This window comes from Sphingobacterium sp. CZ-UAM (assembly GCF_002000245.1).
GTDB lineage: Bacteria > Bacteroidota > Bacteroidia > Sphingobacteriales > Sphingobacteriaceae > Sphingobacterium.
In genome coordinates, this window is record NZ_MTCM01000005.1 from 80,395 (window position 1) to 98,033 (window position 17,639).

At 39.8% G+C, this 17,639-nt stretch carries 19 protein-coding genes; 6 read left to right on the plus strand and 13 right to left on the minus strand.

Features of this window, described 5'->3' with window-relative positions; translation table 11 throughout:
- Positions 1-291: a chaperone modulator CbpM gene (locus tag BWD42_RS18020; protein WP_077437813.1), complete on the plus strand. Its 291-nt coding sequence runs from the start codon at positions 1-3 to the stop codon at positions 289-291.
- A 36-nt stretch (positions 292-327) separates the two neighbouring features.
- Here BWD42_RS18020 and BWD42_RS18025 read toward each other — a convergent pair whose 3' ends face one another.
- From BWD42_RS18025 to BWD42_RS18045, 5 genes are all read right to left on the minus strand, one after another.
- The gene (locus BWD42_RS18025) at positions 328-1,218 is read right to left on the minus strand and encodes a hypothetical protein (RefSeq protein ID WP_139351207.1); all 891 of its coding nucleotides are present in this window, start codon (positions 1,216-1,218) and stop codon (positions 328-330) included.
- A gap of 12 nt (positions 1,219-1,230) precedes the next feature.
- Positions 1,231-3,285 (minus strand): energy transducer TonB, encoded by a 2,055-nt coding sequence (locus BWD42_RS18030; RefSeq protein ID WP_077437815.1) that lies wholly within the window; start codon positions 3,283-3,285, stop codon positions 1,231-1,233.
- A 29-nt stretch (positions 3,286-3,314) separates the two neighbouring features.
- The gene (locus BWD42_RS18035) at positions 3,315-3,683 is read right to left on the minus strand and encodes a BlaI/MecI/CopY family transcriptional regulator (RefSeq protein ID WP_077437816.1); all 369 of its coding nucleotides are present in this window, start codon (positions 3,681-3,683) and stop codon (positions 3,315-3,317) included.
- Positions 3,684-3,832: 149 nt separating this feature from the next.
- Positions 3,833-4,237, minus strand: a complete 405-nt coding sequence (arfB, locus tag BWD42_RS18040; protein WP_077437817.1) for an alternative ribosome rescue aminoacyl-tRNA hydrolase ArfB — start codon at positions 4,235-4,237, stop codon at positions 3,833-3,835.
- Positions 4,234-4,953 (minus strand): DUF1003 domain-containing protein, encoded by a 720-nt coding sequence (locus BWD42_RS18045; RefSeq protein ID WP_077437818.1) that lies wholly within the window; start codon positions 4,951-4,953, stop codon positions 4,234-4,236. The genes arfB and BWD42_RS18045 overlap by 4 nt, the downstream gene beginning before the upstream one ends.
- A 262-nt stretch (positions 4,954-5,215) precedes the next feature.
- On the opposite strand from BWD42_RS18045, the gene bshA reads away from it, so the two are divergent.
- The 4 genes from bshA to BWD42_RS18070 all read left to right on the plus strand — a co-directional run bounded on the left by bshA (position 5,216) and on the right by BWD42_RS18070 (position 8,958).
- Positions 5,216-6,358 (plus strand): N-acetyl-alpha-D-glucosaminyl L-malate synthase BshA, encoded by a 1,143-nt coding sequence (gene bshA / locus BWD42_RS18050; RefSeq protein WP_077437819.1) that lies wholly within the window; start codon positions 5,216-5,218, stop codon positions 6,356-6,358.
- Between the two features lie 74 nt (positions 6,359-6,432).
- A complete protein-coding gene (pyrH, locus tag BWD42_RS18055) occupies positions 6,433-7,137 on the plus strand; it encodes a UMP kinase (protein ID WP_075991132.1) in 705 nt (234 codons plus the stop codon).
- A 29-nt stretch (positions 7,138-7,166) separates the two neighbouring features.
- Complete coding sequence (gene frr / locus BWD42_RS18060) at positions 7,167-7,730, plus strand: ribosome recycling factor (RefSeq protein WP_077437820.1); 564 nt, start codon at positions 7,167-7,169, stop codon at positions 7,728-7,730.
- Between the two features lie 244 nt (positions 7,731-7,974).
- A complete protein-coding gene (locus BWD42_RS18070; protein WP_254846270.1) occupies positions 7,975-8,958 on the plus strand; it encodes a sugar phosphate isomerase/epimerase family protein in 984 nt (327 codons plus the stop codon).
- A 44-nt stretch (positions 8,959-9,002) separates the two neighbouring features.
- On the opposite strand, the gene purE is transcribed toward BWD42_RS18070, so the two are convergent.
- The 8 genes from purE to glyA form a co-directional block, all read right to left on the minus strand.
- Positions 9,003-9,512, minus strand: coding sequence for a 5-(carboxyamino)imidazole ribonucleotide mutase (purE, locus tag BWD42_RS18075; RefSeq protein WP_077437822.1), 510 nt, complete (start codon positions 9,510-9,512; stop codon positions 9,003-9,005).
- A 7-nt stretch (positions 9,513-9,519) separates the two neighbouring features.
- Positions 9,520-10,662 (minus strand): 5-(carboxyamino)imidazole ribonucleotide synthase, encoded by a 1,143-nt coding sequence (locus BWD42_RS18080; protein ID WP_077437823.1) that lies wholly within the window; start codon positions 10,660-10,662, stop codon positions 9,520-9,522.
- A 32-nt stretch (positions 10,663-10,694) separates the two neighbouring features.
- Positions 10,695-11,198, minus strand: a complete 504-nt coding sequence (locus BWD42_RS18085; protein WP_077437824.1) for an NADH-quinone oxidoreductase subunit B — start codon at positions 11,196-11,198, stop codon at positions 10,695-10,697.
- A gap of 2 nt (positions 11,199-11,200) precedes the next feature.
- Positions 11,201-11,788: an NADH-quinone oxidoreductase subunit A gene (locus BWD42_RS18090; RefSeq protein ID WP_077437825.1), complete on the minus strand. Its 588-nt coding sequence runs from the start codon at positions 11,786-11,788 to the stop codon at positions 11,201-11,203.
- A gap of 126 nt (positions 11,789-11,914) precedes the next feature.
- The gene (gene ffh / locus BWD42_RS18095) at positions 11,915-13,255 is read right to left on the minus strand and encodes a signal recognition particle protein (protein WP_077437826.1); all 1,341 of its coding nucleotides are present in this window, start codon (positions 13,253-13,255) and stop codon (positions 11,915-11,917) included.
- A gap of 135 nt (positions 13,256-13,390) precedes the next feature.
- Positions 13,391-14,086, minus strand: coding sequence for a zinc metallopeptidase (locus tag BWD42_RS18100; RefSeq protein ID WP_077437827.1), 696 nt, complete (start codon positions 14,084-14,086; stop codon positions 13,391-13,393).
- A 232-nt stretch (positions 14,087-14,318) separates the two neighbouring features.
- Positions 14,319-14,909: an RNA polymerase sigma factor gene (locus BWD42_RS18105; RefSeq protein ID WP_077437828.1), complete on the minus strand. Its 591-nt coding sequence runs from the start codon at positions 14,907-14,909 to the stop codon at positions 14,319-14,321.
- 600 nt (positions 14,910-15,509) lie between these two features.
- Complete coding sequence (gene glyA, locus BWD42_RS18110) at positions 15,510-16,781, minus strand: serine hydroxymethyltransferase (RefSeq protein ID WP_077437829.1); 1,272 nt, start codon at positions 16,779-16,781, stop codon at positions 15,510-15,512.
- A 284-nt stretch (positions 16,782-17,065) separates the two neighbouring features.
- Here glyA and BWD42_RS18115 point away from each other — a divergent pair, with 284 nt between their 5' ends.
- Positions 17,066-17,416 carry a HesB/IscA family protein gene (locus BWD42_RS18115; RefSeq protein ID WP_077437830.1) on the plus strand — a complete coding sequence of 117 codons (351 nt, stop codon included), beginning with the start codon at positions 17,066-17,068 and terminating at the stop codon, positions 17,414-17,416.
- Positions 17,417-17,639 lie beyond the last annotated feature (223 nt).

The following is a 17,639-nucleotide window of genomic DNA, read 5'->3' on the forward strand; positions in this document are numbered from 1 at the left end:
ATGGAAACAACACTCATAAAAGTAATAGACTTCTGTCAGTCCAGAAAAGTTGAAACAACTTTCCTGCAGACCATGGAGGAATATGGTCTTATACATATTGTCATACAAGAAGAAGAACAATTTATTGACGAAGATGAACTCAAAAAACTGGAACGCTTCTCCAATCTCTATTATGAGCTGGAAGTAAATCCGCAGGGAATTCAGGTGGCCCATCAGCTATTGGATAAGGTCGAACAACTTCAAAATGAAATTATACAGCTTAAAAATAAATTAAAAGCCCTGGATTATTAATCCCGGGCTTTCATATTTCCCCATAAAATAGAAAAACTAGAATACCACATCCTGCTCCGTATTAATTTTGGTCTGCCAGACAATTTTATCCTGCAGTGTTGTATAGATAATCTCATAATCGCCTTTGCAGACAACAAAGGACCCATAAAAATCTCTGGGCTTCATTAAGCGATAAACCACCAAGGCGCGCTTTCCTTCAACCATTCCGTATGCTTTCATCAGCATATATCCGGTTTTGTTAATTTTCTCTTCGGGGATCTTATAGTCCAGGTGCGAACGGCTTCCATCATCCGGACAGTGTATTGTCGTTCGGCTCGGTGTAAAAATATAGCGGTTGCGATACATGGCAACATTAGATTGCACAATATCTTTTGCCCAGGCAATATCTTCAAAATCATCCGGAAGCAGAAAGATCATACTTAACATTTTTTCCTGCCAAAGCCGGTCATTGAATGGGATAACAAAATGTAATACCTTCCGTCCTTTAAATTCACTTATATTATAGAAATAACGTCCCTCCTTGTTTTCCTCGCGATGGAAAGTAGTCAGATCCAATAAATGATTTTTTTTGCCTTTAGCATTCGGATAGTTGTTCATTACTGCAAGAATATCATAACTGTACCTACCTTTTAGGCTCCCTGTAAATAACACTTTGTAAGCAGTATCCGCGTAATTTAGATGCTTGAGGACATTTTTGTATTTCACATTGACCTTACTGACATTGATCGGTCCGGTATAAGCATTCCAGTTTTCCTGCCTTAGCATATCATCACCCAGAAATACCGCGAGCTCTTTGTCGATATTGATAAAATATTCATCGCCTTCCACGGTGTAACCGTTTGGCACAACCTGATAGGATTTGCAGGACGACAGAATAGCACATAGGGACAGCATAAACAGCAGAAACGGCCTTTCTTTTTTAAACATCCGGGAGGTCTCCTATGATTTTAGCTTTTGTACTTTTAGCCCCTCCCAACGATAAACATCATATGAATTTCCATTTCTTTTCATTACCTTTAATGTCAGCTCATATTGATTTCTAACCTGTCGGCCATCAAGAAGTCCGGGCTTCCATTTTACTCCGCTTTGCAACAGTTTTACAAGCTCCTGTGCAGCCTTTGTATCAGGCGTATTAAGGATTTTAAAGTCATTCAAACTGCCATCTTTTTCAACCATAAACTGTACGACGACATTACCATCCTCCCCCGTCGAATTTGGATTATAATTCTTTATAATATAGTCTCTGTAGGCAATCATCCCCCCTATGGGCTCCGAATTCACATCCACCCGGGTATAATTTTTTACATAGCCCCCATCTGGCGTAAACTTAATCCGAAAAAAACCAGTGGATTTTACGGGTTTGCCCTCTACCACAGCGGGATTCCATTTCGTTTTCTGTAAAAGTCTTGAAGCCTCCTGAGCAAATGCACGTCCTAAATCCGAATTGGTTGACACAGACTCAATGCTACCATCCGCATTAATTGTCAAATAGGCCTGGATGACAGGGTCAAGATCTTGTTTGGTAATCTTTCTAGGGAACTTAAAGTTCTGAATAAACCATTTTTCAAGTCCTTCACGGCCTAAGACCGAACTTCCTGCTGGATTTTCACGCACGACCTGATTCTCTTTTCCATCGCTTAGATTTAGACGAATCGGCAATGTATAAGCCACTCGAACAGCCCGTCCATTTTGAATTCCCGGTTTCCACTTTTTCGCCTTTTTTATTAAATCCAATGCAGCCTCTTTCGTGCCATGCCCCAAATCCCGCTTTACTCTGATATCGGAAAGACTGCCATCTTTTTCTACAACAAAAGAAATCTCAATGATACCATTCACCTTTTTTTCAAGTGCTTCCTTAGAATAGGTATAATTTGTAGACACCCAGTTCATAAAATTGGTCATTCCCCCGATTGGCTCTGGGTTAACCTCAACAGCTGTAAATATCGCATTGAAAGCTGGATCAAGCGAATCAAGCTTGGTATTCCCATCCTTCATCTGTCTTTCCGCAGCAGCCCGCTCAGTATCCAATTTAGCCTGTTTGGCGTCGGTTACTTTTCTATTTTTAGTTGTATCTGATCTAAGTTCCCTATTGTTGGTAAATAGACCATCCTCCACTTTCATCATCTCTGTTGCTGTCGTTAGTTCCACCTGATTGATCGAACTTTCAACGTCTGAAACGATATCCTTAGCACGTGTGGTATTAAAGACCAAGGTAGACCCCATTACAACCAATAACATAGGTAATACGGCGGCATATAATAGACGCTTTTTTCGCGCTGATTTATTCTTAAATAACATCATAATTCTCTTCTTTAAAAACGAATGATTAGAAAACTCATGCGTGAGTGCCAGATGGTCCACCTTTAGGGCATGAGCAACTAGCATTTCGGCGTAAGCAACCTTGTCCGTTGAGCAGACTTCATCGGCAATACACTCATGCTGAAACTTTAACTCCTTTTGAAAGAAATATAAAATCGGATTAAACCAGTTGAAAATTTTCAACAGTTCCATCAAAAGCAGATCATAAGAGTGGCCCTGTTCGACATGAACACGTTCATGCGATGCGATACTGCCCTTGTTTGTAATAGATCCGCCAATGACGATTTTATTGAAAAATGAGAAACTTAGATAATCATGTTTATGTCGTAAAGCCCTAAGCAGCTGTATCACTCGAACCAGTAGTAACATACATGCTATCGCAACGCCCGTCCAATATACATAAGTCAAGATATCGACCAAATAAATGGGCTGTTCCTTTGGGCTACTGATAGCCATATCCATATAGCCACTCAGATCCACCATAGGTATGGAGTACGCGATTATCTCTGCTTTCGGTAATTCAATAAAAATCCCGATCGGCGCCAAGAGCGAGAATATAATCATCCCGATCAAATAGATCCGGTTCCATTGGAAAAAAGTGAGTTTACGAAATATCAGCCTATAGAGCGCAAAGCTGATAATCAATGAAACATTGACAATCATTAAGTAAATCATAATCAAAAGTTTATAAGAGGTTGTTGTTGTTATTTGTTTTTTCGGATAATCGAAAGAATATCGTCTAGTTCTTTGACATCCAGTTTATTTTCCTCCAGAAAATAAGAAAGCATACTTTTGGGAGAATTATCAAAATAATTATTCAACAACTTACCAGTAATTCCTTTTTTATATTCCTCTTTTGAGATCTTCGGTAAATACTGATGGCTTTTACCAAAAGACTCGTGCGTCACAAAACCCTTGGTTTCGAGAATACGCACTATCGTTGAAACTGTATTGTAAGCAGGTTTCGGTTCGGGTAGTCGGTCAATGATATCCTTGACAAAACCACGTCCCATTTCCCAAAGCTCCTGCATGATCTGTTCTTCTGCTTTAGTCAATTCTTTAAAATCTTCCATAACTCCTTATGATTAACAGTACTGTTGTAATCGATTACAATACAAGTATATAACTAAAGAAATAGTTTTACAACTATTTCTTTAGTTATATACACAATAAATTGATTATTAACACAATAAAATTTAACTAACCACTATTTTATAACAAATTAATCATCAAAACTTCGTCTGCGTGAAGCTTTCAATTGAGATTGTTGTTTTTTGCGGTCCAACCTTTTTAGCACGCTGGAATAGGGTATTTTGGTTTTCTTTCTTGGCTTGCTGGGCACAAGCGCATCTTTCACAAGATGAAGAAAACGGTCAATGGCGATTTCTTTGTTTCGTACCTGCGAGCGGTCCGTATCCGATTCCAATTGCAATATTCCTTCTTTATTGATACGATTTGACAGCTTCTCAGCTACCAGAGCCTTTTCTTCGGCCGAAAATACAGCAGACCGCTCCACATCCCACTGCAGGGTAACCTTGGAAGATACTTTGTTGACATGCTGCCCCCCTGCTCCACCAGACCTTGAAAATTTAAACGTCAGTTCCCCTATTAATCCTGTTATATTCATTTGTCTTTAAATGCTTCTTCAATTTTTTCCATTTTCTTTAGCAGAAAGCTTAATTTCTCTACCTGGTCACGCTGTATTTCTGCCAGTTCCTGCTCTTTTCGGATAATGAGATGATCTATTTTCTCATGTAATTCCCTGATTTCGAGCTCTGCCTTCAGATTCACCATGTAGTCATTCCGTGCCCGTTCACGATCCTTAGCCTCCTGCCTATTTTGGCTCATCATAATCACCGGGGCCTGCAGTGCAGCCACACAGGACAAGATCAGATTAAGCAAAATAAATGGATAAGGGTCGAAACCTTTATTATTTAACCAATACATATTGAGCGCGATCCAGATCAGCAAAAATACAACGAAAGAAATAATGAATGTCCAGCTACCTCCAAATTCAGCGACTTTGTCCGCGACACGTTCGCCCAACGAGGCTGCTGTTGCGACATCGTTATCCATACTTGCACTAATGACCTTATTATCCTTAAAGCTCTGTATCACTTGCTGGTCTAGCTGACTGAGCTGGCCGGACTCGTCCTTTAAAAATTCAGTAATATAGGCCTCCTTAAAACGTGTAAGCTCTGTCGCTGCGAGAGCGTTATCTTTTCTAAAATTTGGATATTCCTTACGGATCAGTTTAAAAATAGGCTGTCGGATAGAGGCCCCCAAAACACGTTGCTCCAATGGGAATTGTTGGCCTGAAATATCACTTATGAAATTGTCCATATACCGCTCAAATGTCTACTTAAAGATAATGCTTTTTAAGTAATCAAAAAATTCACAAAACTATGGCAATTGGTTTTTGTTATTTTAGGCATAAATAGCCGAAATTTGCAACACAAAAAATCAGATGATGAAAACGTCCTGATTTACTCCGCGCGACAGTGAGCGGGATAAGATCAGACAGCTTTATCGCGTTTAAAATAAAAACGGGTGCCGCGGGTTCATTTAGAGCAATGAAAGCGAACACTAATAAAAAATTACACAAATGAAAATAGGCATTGTTTGTTATCCCACATTTGGTGGCAGTGGTGTTGTGGCAACGGAATTAGGAAAGGCTTTAGCGGCCAATGGACATGAGATCCATTTTATAACCTATCGACAACCCGCACGCCTAGATTTCTTTTCGGAAAACCTATACTACCACGAAGTAGCTGTATCCCAATATCCACTTTTTGACTTCTTACCTTACGAATCTGCACTGGCCAGTAAATTGGTCGATGTCGTACGTTTTGAAAAGCTGGATCTGATCCATGTACATTACGCCATTCCCCATGCGTCAGCAGCATTTATGGCAAAGCAGATCCTGCTGACCACTTATGGAATCAATATTCCCGTAGTCACCACCTTGCACGGTACGGACATCACCCTGGTTGGAAAGGACAAAAGCTTCAGTCCGGTAGTTACCTTCTCCATCAACCAGTCTGATGGTGTAACTGCTGTTTCACAAAACCTTAAAGATGAGACGCTACGGTATTTTGATATTTCCAGGGCGATTAAAGTGATCCCCAATTTTATTGATCTCGATAGATTCAGCAATAAGGACCGTTCCCATTTCAAAAAGGCAATCGCTCCGGGTAATGAGCGGATATTGGTGCATACCTCCAATTTCAGAAAAGTAAAAAACACGGAAGATGTCATCCGTATATTTAAGAAAGTACATGATGTCATTCCATCCAAATTATTGATGGTGGGCGATGGACCTGAACGTCGTAATGCAGAAGAATTATCCAGAGAATTGGATGTATGTATGGATGTCCGTTTTTTGGGTAAACAGGATGCTGTGGAAGAGATCCTTTCAGTTTCTGATCTCTTTCTGATGCCTTCCAGTTCGGAAAGTTTTGGGTTAGCAGCTCTAGAAGCGATGGCCTGTCAGGTTCCGGTAGTGTCCTCCAATACCGGTGGATTACCCGAATTGAATGAAAATGGCGTAACAGGATTTCTCAGCAATGTAGGCGATGTGGATGATATGGCCAAGAATGCGATCTATATCCTGGAAGATGCTGAACGATTGGAAAAATTTAAAGAAGCGGCATTAAATCACGCAAAAAAATTCCAATTGTCCAATATCATGCCTTTATACGAACAATATTATCAGGAAGTAATTGATCAAATAACAAAAGCGCAATAAATATCATTTTTGGCCTTAAGGGTTGAAAAAAAAATTTTATCTTTGACCTTTGGAAAATTTCCAAAAAAACAATTATGAAATACAAACGTATCTTATTAAAACTTAGCGGTGAATCCTTAATGGGTGACCAAAGCTATGGTATCGATATTAACCGTGTATCACAATACGCTAATGATATCAAAGAAATTCACGATCAAGGTTTAGAAATTGCAATTGTTATCGGAGGTGGTAACATTTACCGTGGTTTGAGCGCTGAAAAATCAGGAATGGACCGTGTTCAGGCAGACTACATGGGAATGCTTGCCACCGTTATCAACAGTATGGCACTTCAGGATGCTCTTGAAAAAGTAGGTAAAAAGACACGTTTGCTAACGGCTATCAAAATGGAACAAATCTGTGAGCCATTTATCCGCAGAAGAGCGGTACGCCACCTCGAAAAAGGTCGTATTGTTATTTTCGGAGCTGGTACCGGAAATCCATATTTTACAACGGATACTGCTGCCTCTTTACGCGCAATTGAAATCAATGCGGATGCTGTGCTAAAAGGAACCCGTGTAGACGGTATCTATACTGCTGATCCAGAGAAAGATCCTAGCGCGACAAAATTTGAGGAAATCTCATTCACGGAGGTCTACGAAAAAGGACTTAATGTGATGGATATGACAGCCTTTACCCTTTGTCAGGAAAACAAATTACCAATCATTGTATTTGACATGAACAAACCAGGCAATTTATTGAAACTTGCCAATGGAGAACATGTTGGAACTGTGGTAAAATAATTAATATCTGTAAAAAAACGTAATCTTATATGAACGAACTAATTTCAATTGAATTGGACGATTGTAAAGACAAGATGTCCAAAGCAGTTGCTTACACGGAGGCTGAATTAACAAAAATTCGCGCCGGTAAAGCTTCTCCATCGATGTTAGATGGTATTTCAGTCGATTATTATGGTAGCGCAACTCCGCTTTCGCAGGTCGCTAACATCAATACAACTGATGCACGGACAATTGTCATCCAACCTTGGGAAAAATCGCTCATCAACGCAATTGAAAAAGCTATTACGGATGCTAATCTTGGCATCAATCCTCAAAATGATGGTATCGTTATCCGCTTAAACGTTCCTCCTTTGACTGAAGAAAGAAGACGCGACCTGGTCAAAAAAGTAAAAGAAGAGACTGAAAGAGGCCGTATTGCTATCCGTAACATCCGTAAGGATACAAATGAGTCCATCAAAAAACTAAAAAATGATGGTGCCTCAGAAGACGAAATCAAAACCGCTGAAGGTGAAGTCCAAAAATTAACTGATGCATTCATTGTAAAAGTTGATAAATTGGCTGAGCTGAAAGAAAAAGATATCATGACTGTTTAAGATCTTATTTTTAAACATACAAAACGAGGATGTCCAATGCTTTGGACATCCTCGTTTTTTTTGCGTTTCCCCCGAAATCCCTTATCATTTATCCGATTTTCATCGGGTTCACTTTCACGTTCTAGACAAGCTCTTTTAATATTCCGGAAGTCCAATGCTATGCGTTCACAAAAATATTTCCAGCAGGTTTTATTGATTTTTGAGCAAAATAATTGTACATTGTACACTACACATAATCAGTTATATGATGAACAATTCTCGCCGTCAATTTTTAAAGCAAGCTGGAATAGGTCTTTCGGCAGCTTATCTGATGCCCAATTTGTTATCTTGTCAAAATAAAGCCGGTGCTGTCAGCGACAATCCCTTGCAGAATATAGGCGTACAGCTTTATTCCATCCGTGATTTAATGGATAAGGACCCCAAAGGTTCTTTGGAACAGGTCGCAAAAATAGGCTACAAACATGTCGAGCTCTATGGCATAGATCCCACCGCCAAACAATTCTGGAAATTACCTTATAAAGAGCTAAAAAAGATTCTGGACGACAATGGTCTCAAAACCTATTCGGGTCACTATGACATGTCCAAATACCTCAGTAAATCACATACCGATAAAGAAGATCTATCCGTTTACTTTGATGCCGCAAAGGAACTTGGACAGGAATATGTTATTGCACCGGTAACACCGATGTTCGATATTAATGCGCTGAAGAAAGATGACTATCTCTATGCTGCCGAACAGCTCAATAAGGCCGGTGAACAAGCTAAAAAGATGGGACTAAAGGTTGCTTACCACAACCATTTTTGGGAATTTAGGGATTTAGGAAACAATACGACAGGTGAAGATGTCATGTTGGCTTTTACAGAGCCTGATCTCGTGGATTTTGAGCTTGATCTTTTCTGGACCGAGAAAGCCGGAAAAAACCCTGTATCTATATTTGAAAAATTCCCTAACCGATTTAAACTATGGCATGTGAAAGATATGGACCGTACAAAATCCAATCCGATCGAATGGCCTAAGGATGGTAAGTTGCCTGTGGAACAAATCTTTAAGGATATCAGATATACCGAAGTGGGTACCGGAAGCATTTCGTTTCAAGAAATTGTCAAAGAAAAGGCTAAAGCTGGCCTCAAATACGCTTTCGTAGAGCAAGACGACATCTATATGCCTAACAAGATAGAAAGTCTTAAGAAAAGCTACGATTATGTACAGGCAAACCTTATCAAATAAAAAAGGGAAGCAAATGCTTCCCTTTTTTATTTGATAAGGTCGCTTTAGAATTGCGTATCCTCTACTTCGACCGCAGTTTCAATCACTTTGCGTGCTAGTTCTTCCTTGAAGTCAATAATATTCTTACTGATCGTCTCGTCATGGGTTCCTAGAATCTGAGCAGCCAAAATACCAGCATTTTTTGCAGCATTTAAAGCAACTGTAGCCACTGGAATACCGTTGGGCATCTGTAGGATTGATAATACCGAATCCCAACCATCAATGGAATTGGATGATTTTACAGGTACACCGATCACAGGCAAATGCGTGATTGAAGCCACCATTCCGGGAAGATGCGCAGCACCACCGGCCCCAGCAATAATGACTTTTAAACCACGGGATGACGCATCCTTTGCATAATCAAACATACGTTGTGGTGTACGATGCGCCGAAACAATCGTAACTTCAAATGCTACTCCAAGGACTTTCAGGACATCGATGGCATCCTGCATAACCGGAAGATCGGATTTACTTCCCATGATAATCCCTACCTGGGCCTTATTATTGACTGACATAGTATAATTAAGCTTTAACTTTTAATATTTCTTGTACTTTTCTCGCATTGGAAATGGCTTTTTCCCGATCATCATTAATGATACATACGTGGCCCATTTTACGAAAAGGTTTTGTATACTTCTTGCCGTAAAGGTGCAGATAGACTCCTTCCATGGCCAGCACCTCTTCTACACCATCATACTTTGCAAGACCTTCATATCCGTCTTCGCCCAGTAGGTTAATCATGACGGCATTGGTCCGGCATCGGGTATCACCCATAGGCAAATTGAAAATGGCTCTTAAATGCTGTGCAAATTGAGAAACGTAATTTCCCTCGATCGTCTGATGTCCACTATTATGCGGGCGCGGAGCCAGTTCGTTCACAAGGATATCGCCGTTTTTCGTTAAAAACATTTCCACCGCAAGTAAACCTACAATCTGTAGATCATCCGCAATCTTCTTCGCAATTGCTTCGGCACGTTGCTGGATCTCTACCCCATATAAAGATGGTGCGATAAGAAATTCCACCAAATTAGCCTGTGGATTGAATTCCATTTCCACCATCGGAAAAGTAGACACCTCACCTCTATCGTTACGTGCAACAATAACCGCGATTTCCTTTTCAAAATCCACCCATTCCTCAATCAGGCTAGGCTCTTCAAAAGCATGTTCAATATCCGCCTCCGTAACGATTTTCTTCACTCCTTTTCCGTCGTAACCATCTTTACGGAGTTTTTGAATATAAGGTAAGCTCAAAGATGCATTTGTGAGATTATCCTTATTGGATATCAATTGAAATGCAGAAGTCGGGATATCATTTTGTTTAAAAAACTGTTTCTGTAATCCCTTATCCTGAATCAAGCGAATGATGCGGGACTGTGGATAAACAACTACCCCCTCTTCCTCCAATTTTTCCAATGCATCCACATTTACTTTTTCGATTTCGATAGTAATCAAATCCAGGTCTTTACCAAAATTATATACCGTCTCAAAATCGCTCAATGAACCACATTCAAATTTGTTGCACAGTTTACGACAGGGCGCATTCTTGTCGGGATCCAGTACATGAACGTTTACATTGTAATTAATGGCTTCCTGGATTAACATTCTTCCCAGTTGACCACCACCAAGAATGCCTAATTGCAGTTCGCCATAAAAATCTTTTGCCATAGTTGATTTTAGAATCTTATAAAATTTATCTTTTAAGCTTTTTCTCTGAACAGCTGTTCACCTAATAAGCTTTCTTTATCTATCTTTTTTTGCAGTTCAATAAAAGCACCTATCAGTGCTTCCGGACGTGGCGGACAGCCTTGAACATACACATCCACTGGAATGATCTTATCAACCCCCTTCACCACATGATACCCATGCTGCCAATATGGACCACCACAATTGGAACAGGATCCCATCGAAATTACATACTTAGGATCTGGCATCTGCTCATATAGCTTTTTAATACGATCAGCCATTTTGAACGTGACTGTACCTGCAATAATAATAACATCCGATTGTCTTGGCGAAGGCCTTGGAAACACCCCCATCCGATCCAGGTCATAAGTTGAAGCCATAGCACCCATCATTTCGATCGCACAACAGGCTATACCGAAACTCATCGGCCACATCGATGAAAGCCGTGCCCAGTTTAGCAAATCATCCAATTTGGCAACAACGACACCATTATTTTGCAACTGACTATCTAAACTCATGTTTACTCAGGTTTTTTAAATCGAGGTTTAAAAGCAATTTTCGGAGCACTCGTCGGCTCCTGAACGACAGCATGCTCCACAGCCTCAACTGCGGGCTGTCTATAATCCCGTACCTGATATGCGGTATTGTTCAAAGCGGAATAAGCACTTTGGGGAATATTGACCGGAACCTTAGGTAGTGAAACATTCGGTTTAACCCATTCCAAATCTCCTTTTTTCCAGACAAAAACCAATCCCAAGATCAAAATACCGATAAACATCGCCATTTCAATTAGCGTAAACCATCCCCATCGACCATCGGCAGCAATATATTCCGGCTGTCCAAACACCGTCGCCCAGGGAAAAATAAAAATGAGTTCCACATCAAAAAGCAGGAACACCAAAGCAATGACGTAGAATCGGGGATTAAATTGTACCCAAGAGGATCCAATCGGATCTTCGCCACATTCGTAAGTACCAGATTTAATGGGATTATTCTTTTTGGGAGAGATTAAACGTGCTAGAAAAATGGTCGCACAGACTAACAGCGCCCCTATCAGCAGAATGATAAGGATTTTGCCGTATTCCGATAATTGCGCGGGGTCATCCATAATGATTACAAATTTAACAATTATTTCGTTTACTCTAGCGAGGAACTTGAAATTACAAATTATTTATTAAAAAAATAGGGCATTGTATGCGTACAATGCCCTATCGTATATAACTATACATTAAAATTACATTTTACCCGGCATTTTAGGCATATTACGCATCAATTTAGCGGCCATTGCAGGATTAGACATCTGTTTCATCACTTTACGCATGTCGCCAAATTGCTTCAATAATTTGTTCACTTCGTTAATATCGGTTCCCGAACCTTTGGCAATACGTAAACGACGTTTTTGATCGATCACATCCGGATTTTCGCGTTCAAAAGGTGTCATCGAATCAATAATTGCTTCGATAGGTTTGAATGCATTATCATCGACTTCAATATCCTTCATGGCCTTTCCTACCCCGGGGATCATGCCCATCAAATCTTTCATATTACCCATTTTTTTGATCTGTTGGATCTGGGATTTGAAATCATTGAAATCAAATTTATTCTTACGGATTTTCTTTTGAAGCTCAGCAGCTTGTTTTTCGTCAAACTGTTGTTGTGCACGTTCTACCAAAGATACGACGTCACCCATACCTAAAATACGGGATGCCATACGATCCGGATAGAAAACGTCCAATGCATCCATTTTCTCACCGGTACCGATAAACTTGATTGGTTTATTGACAACAGATTTGATGGATAGTGCAGCACCACCACGTGTATCACCATCTAATTTGGTCAATACCACACCCGTAAAATCAAGGCGATCGTTGAATGTCTTCGCTGTATTGACAGCATCCTGACCCGTCATCGAATCAACCACAAATAAGATCTCGTCCGGTTTTGTTGCTTCCTTAACTGCGGTAATCTCCACCATTAAAGGCTCATCTATCGCCAGACGACCTGCCGTATCGATGATAACGACATTATGGCCATTGCGTTTAGCCTCTTCAACCCCCGCTTTGGCGATGGCAATCGGATCCGTTGATTCCCTATTGACATACACCGGAACACCAACCTGTTCAGCCAGGACCTCCAATTGATCAATCGCTGCTGGGCGATAAACGTCACCTGCAACCAACAATGGTTTTTTATTCTTTTTATCTTTTAGGAATAATGCCAGCTTACCAGAAAAAGTTGTTTTACCGGCACCATTCAGACCTGCTATCAAAATGACAGTAGGGTTTTTACCGGTCTCTAATTCGGTAACAGATCCCCCCATCAATGCTGTCAGCTCATCATTCATGATTTTAGTCAACAACTGACCCGGAGAAATACTTGTCAATACATTTTGCCCTAAAGCTTTTTGTCTAACATCATCTGTAAAAGTTTTAGCAGTCTTGTAATTCACATCGGCATCCAACAATGCTTTGCGAATTTCTTTCATCGTTTCAGCAACGTTGATTTCGGTAATACTGCCTTGTCCTTTTAATACCTTAAAGGCCCTATCTAGCTTATCTTGAAGATTTGAAAACATAAAATCTGAATCTTATTCTATATAAACAGCAAAGTTAAAAAAATTGTCTGTAGTAACCTCATTAACACCCCATAAAAAATGCGACTATTAAAAATAATCGCATTTTTTTGTATACTTGAGTGGCCTGGCCACGCATTAATCACTTCTCCGTCCACCAAATAAGATGGAAGCATAGTATAAAAGAGTTACCAAGGCACTCAAAGCAGCAACTACATAAGTCATAGCAGCCCATTTTAAGGCATCTTTCGCACCGTCATGCTCTTCGCCATTATAAGTAACGCCCGCATGGTTCAACCATTCCAAAGCACGGTTTGATGCATCAAACTCCACTGGAAGTGTGATGAAAGAAAATATTGTTGTGATCGCCAAGGCACCTACACCAACTGCTAACAACCATGGGTTTCCGCCTTTGGAAAATGCAAATAACATCACACCGAGCATCAATACCCATGAGGTCAGTTTGGAAGCCACATTGACCATAGGTACCATTGCTGAACGGAACCCCAGCCATTTGTATGCTTTTGCATGCTGAACGGCATGGCCACATTCATGGGCTGCCACAGCAGCCGCCGCCACACTCCGACCGCTATACACCTCAGGACTCAAATTAACCGTTTTATCCGATGGATTATAATGGTCGCCCAAGCGATCAGGAATGGAGATCACTTTCACATCATATATACCGTTATCGTTGAGCATTTTTTGCGCAATCTCAGCACCCGACATTCCATTCCCCAATGGCATTTCCGAATACTTTTTAAATTTGTTTTTAAATCGTGTCTGGACAATCAGGCTTACCACCATTATTCCAATAAATAAAATCAAGTACATAGCTTTTTTATATTTTTTATCGTTATTCTCTTTTACTGTTTCAATCTAATGATCAAACCTCATTCCAATTCCCTCAAATGGACAAAGACATGAACTTCTAAGTTAACAAAAAGCGAATAACTGACAAAAAGATCAAATTCTTCTGATGCCGGCATGACATTGTAGCATAAAAAAGGGAGTGAAAAATTCACCCCCTCGTGTTGTTATCTTCTAAAATATAGTATTAACTCCCTTATCCCATCTGAAAGACCAGATCAGAACCTTCAATCATTTTACGCAGGTTGCTCAACGCATAGCGCATTCTTCCTAAAGCTGTATTGATACTCACTTCTGTAATTTCAGCAATATCCTTAAAACTCATATCACAGAAGTGACGCATAATTAAGACTTCTTTCTGATCATCCGGCAGTTTTTGGATCATTTTCTTTAAGTCTACATCCACCTGTTGTTTCAGCATCTTGGATTCAGCACTTTCATCACTGAATTCCAATACCTCAAAAATATCGAAACCATCCGCATTCACGATATTTGGGGCACGTTTGGCTTTTCTAAAAAAGTCAACGATCATATTATGCGCAATACGGATTGCCCAGGGCAAAAATTTACCCTCTTCATTGTACTTGCCCGATTTTAAGGTGTTGATGATTTTTATGAAAGTCTCCTGGAAAATATCTTCAGCAAGATATTCGTCTTTTACTTTCATATATATAGAGGTGTAAATTTTCGATTTATATCGATTCAACAATGCCTCTAGGCCGGACTCTTGGCCACCGACATACATTTGGATCAATTCTTGATCACTCTTACTTTTCAAAAGTCTCATACGTCACTTACTTTTTTAGCAGTTCGCAAATAAATTATCAGTTCTGTTGTAAAATGTAAATGTTGGGCGTATAGTGTTCCTTTCTTATTGTAAAACAATCAATTAATACTATTTCAAAGTACCGTAAAATTATCGAGTAATCAAATTATTACAATTTATTTTAAGATTTTTTAACATTTAAGAAGCGCAGAGCTTCCTTGATTCTACGAAAAAAGCGCTTGACAACATCCGTAAGCCTGCCGTAATTTATGGGGGTATTAACTCCGTCACAAATTCTTAAATGATAGGGACTTTACAGGGACCTCATTCGGACCTAGTACGGACCTCATTCGGATAAAAGCGTATAAAGTACCTATTAAGTCCGTACCAAATCCGATTAAATTCCTTACTATTCCACAAGTTATTATGCAGTTTATAACCAGATATGTCGGTACTATCCCAGCAGTTTATGATCATGAAATTCTAGGTCAATGGATGGGGTTTAAGAATGAAGAGAATGGCCTTGGAAATGAAAACAGTCTTATAAACTAAAAAGCGGAATCACCTTAAGATGATTCCGCTTTATGCTATTAAGCGTTGCTATATTAAAAAGACAATGTCTTATTTATACAATGGGAATTCGGCCATTAGGGCTTTCACTTTACCGTGGATTTTATCCAACTCAGCATCGTTTGAGGCATTTTGCAATGCTTCGTCAATTAACTCTCCGATTTGAACAATTTCATTTTCTTTGATACCACGTGTCGTAATTGCTGCTGTACCGAAACGCACACCTGAAGTCACAAAAGGAGAACGTGTATCAAAAGGAACCATGTTTTTGTTGGTGGTGATACCCGCTTTACCCAATACTGCTTCTGCTTCTTTACCAGAAATATCTTTGTTACGTAGGTCAACCAGCATCAAGTGGTTATCCGTACCACCAGAGATAATCTTATAGTCTTTATCAACGAAGAACTGCGCTAATGCGGCCGCATTTTTCTTCACCTGAACGATATACTCCATGTATTCGTCTGATAATGCTTCGCCGTAAGCGATTGCTTTAGCAGCAATTGTATGTTCCAAAGGACCACCTTGTGTACCTGGGAAAACAGCCAGATCCAACAATTGTGTAATCGTACGGATTTCGCCTTTAGGAGTCTTGATACCCCAAGGATTTTCAAAATCCTTACCTACCATAATCATACCGCCACGTGGGCCACGTAATGTCTTATGTGTAGTTGTTGTCACAATATGACAATGAGGAAGTGGATCATTCAATAGGCCACGTGCGATCAAACCAGCTGGATGGGAAATATCTGCCAAAACAATTGCACCGATCTCATCAGCCACTTTACGGATACGGGCATAATCCCAATCACGTGAATAAGCTGATGCACCACAGATGATCATTTTTGGTTTTTCACGAAGTGCTGTTTCCTCCAATTGTTCGTAATCAATCAGACCTGTATCTTCTTTTACACCATAAAATAATGGCTGATAGATCTTACCGGAAAGGTTTGCCGGTGAACCATGCGTCAAGTGCCCACCATGAGATAAATCAAGACCTAAAATTTTGTCGCCAGGTTTGATTGTCGCCAAAAAAACAGCCGCATTTGCCTGCGCTCCAGAGTGAGGTTGAACATTTACCCATTCTGCGCCAAATAATTGCTTCGCACGATCAATTGCGATGGTTTCAATTTCATCCACAACTTCACAACCTCCATAGTAACGTTTTCCTGGGAGGCCTTCCGCATATTTATTTGTCAACACTGAACCAGCAGCTTCCATTACCTGTTTTGAAACAAAGTTTTCTGAAGCAATTAATTCAATACCTTCTTCTTGGCGTTTAAGCTCATCAGCTATCAAATTAAAAATGGCTTGATCTCTTTCCATTGTTTTTAAATGTTGTAAAGTAAATTTTGTTTTTATTTTAATGCCTCAAAGATAGCATATTCCATAAAGAATATCGACAAAAAGCCATATTTTATTAAATGTTCTTAGAAAAATAGACTTATTTATGCGAATTAACTAATTAGTGTAGTATCCTTTTAATTCCGGTTTGGAGCAAAATCACCCCTAAAAATCGAATGTTTTGTAAATGTCAAAAAATCCAATACAATCAATTTGCGATTTAAAATATGTATTTTTGTCTAAGAATTGGCTAAAACGATATCAAAATGAGCGCAGAACATACAGCAGTTGCTCCCGTTACCTTAACTCAGGGAGCGATCAAGGAACTCAATAAATTAAAAGATCAGCAAGAAATCTCTGATGATTTTGGTTTACGTGTCGGTGTCGAAGGCGGTGGTTGTTCAGGTATGAGTTATATCCTGGGTTTTGATCAGAAAAAAGACGGAGACAACGAGTACGAAATTGAAGGCATCCGCATATTCATGAATAAAGCACACGGCCTATATCTTGCAGGCATGGAAATTGATTTCAAATCAGGGCTTGATGCAAGAGGTTTTACCTTTAATAACCCCAATGCAACCAGCACCTGTGGTTGTGGAAGCAGTTTTTCCGCATAAGTTGAAATTTAACATATTTCAGTAAAAGAGGGATTGCCAATAGCAATCCCTCTTTTGTATTAGCTCTGCGGAATCGCAAACCTGATCAGCTGTTTCGGAAAACTCAACCGTCCTTTATCCGACTTATTCCTGTAACAGGCTTCCTGTCACCGGACTTTCCAATTCAACTTCAGCAATCAGCATTATTGGGTAATTTTAGATCAGCAACAACGATGAGGATTTT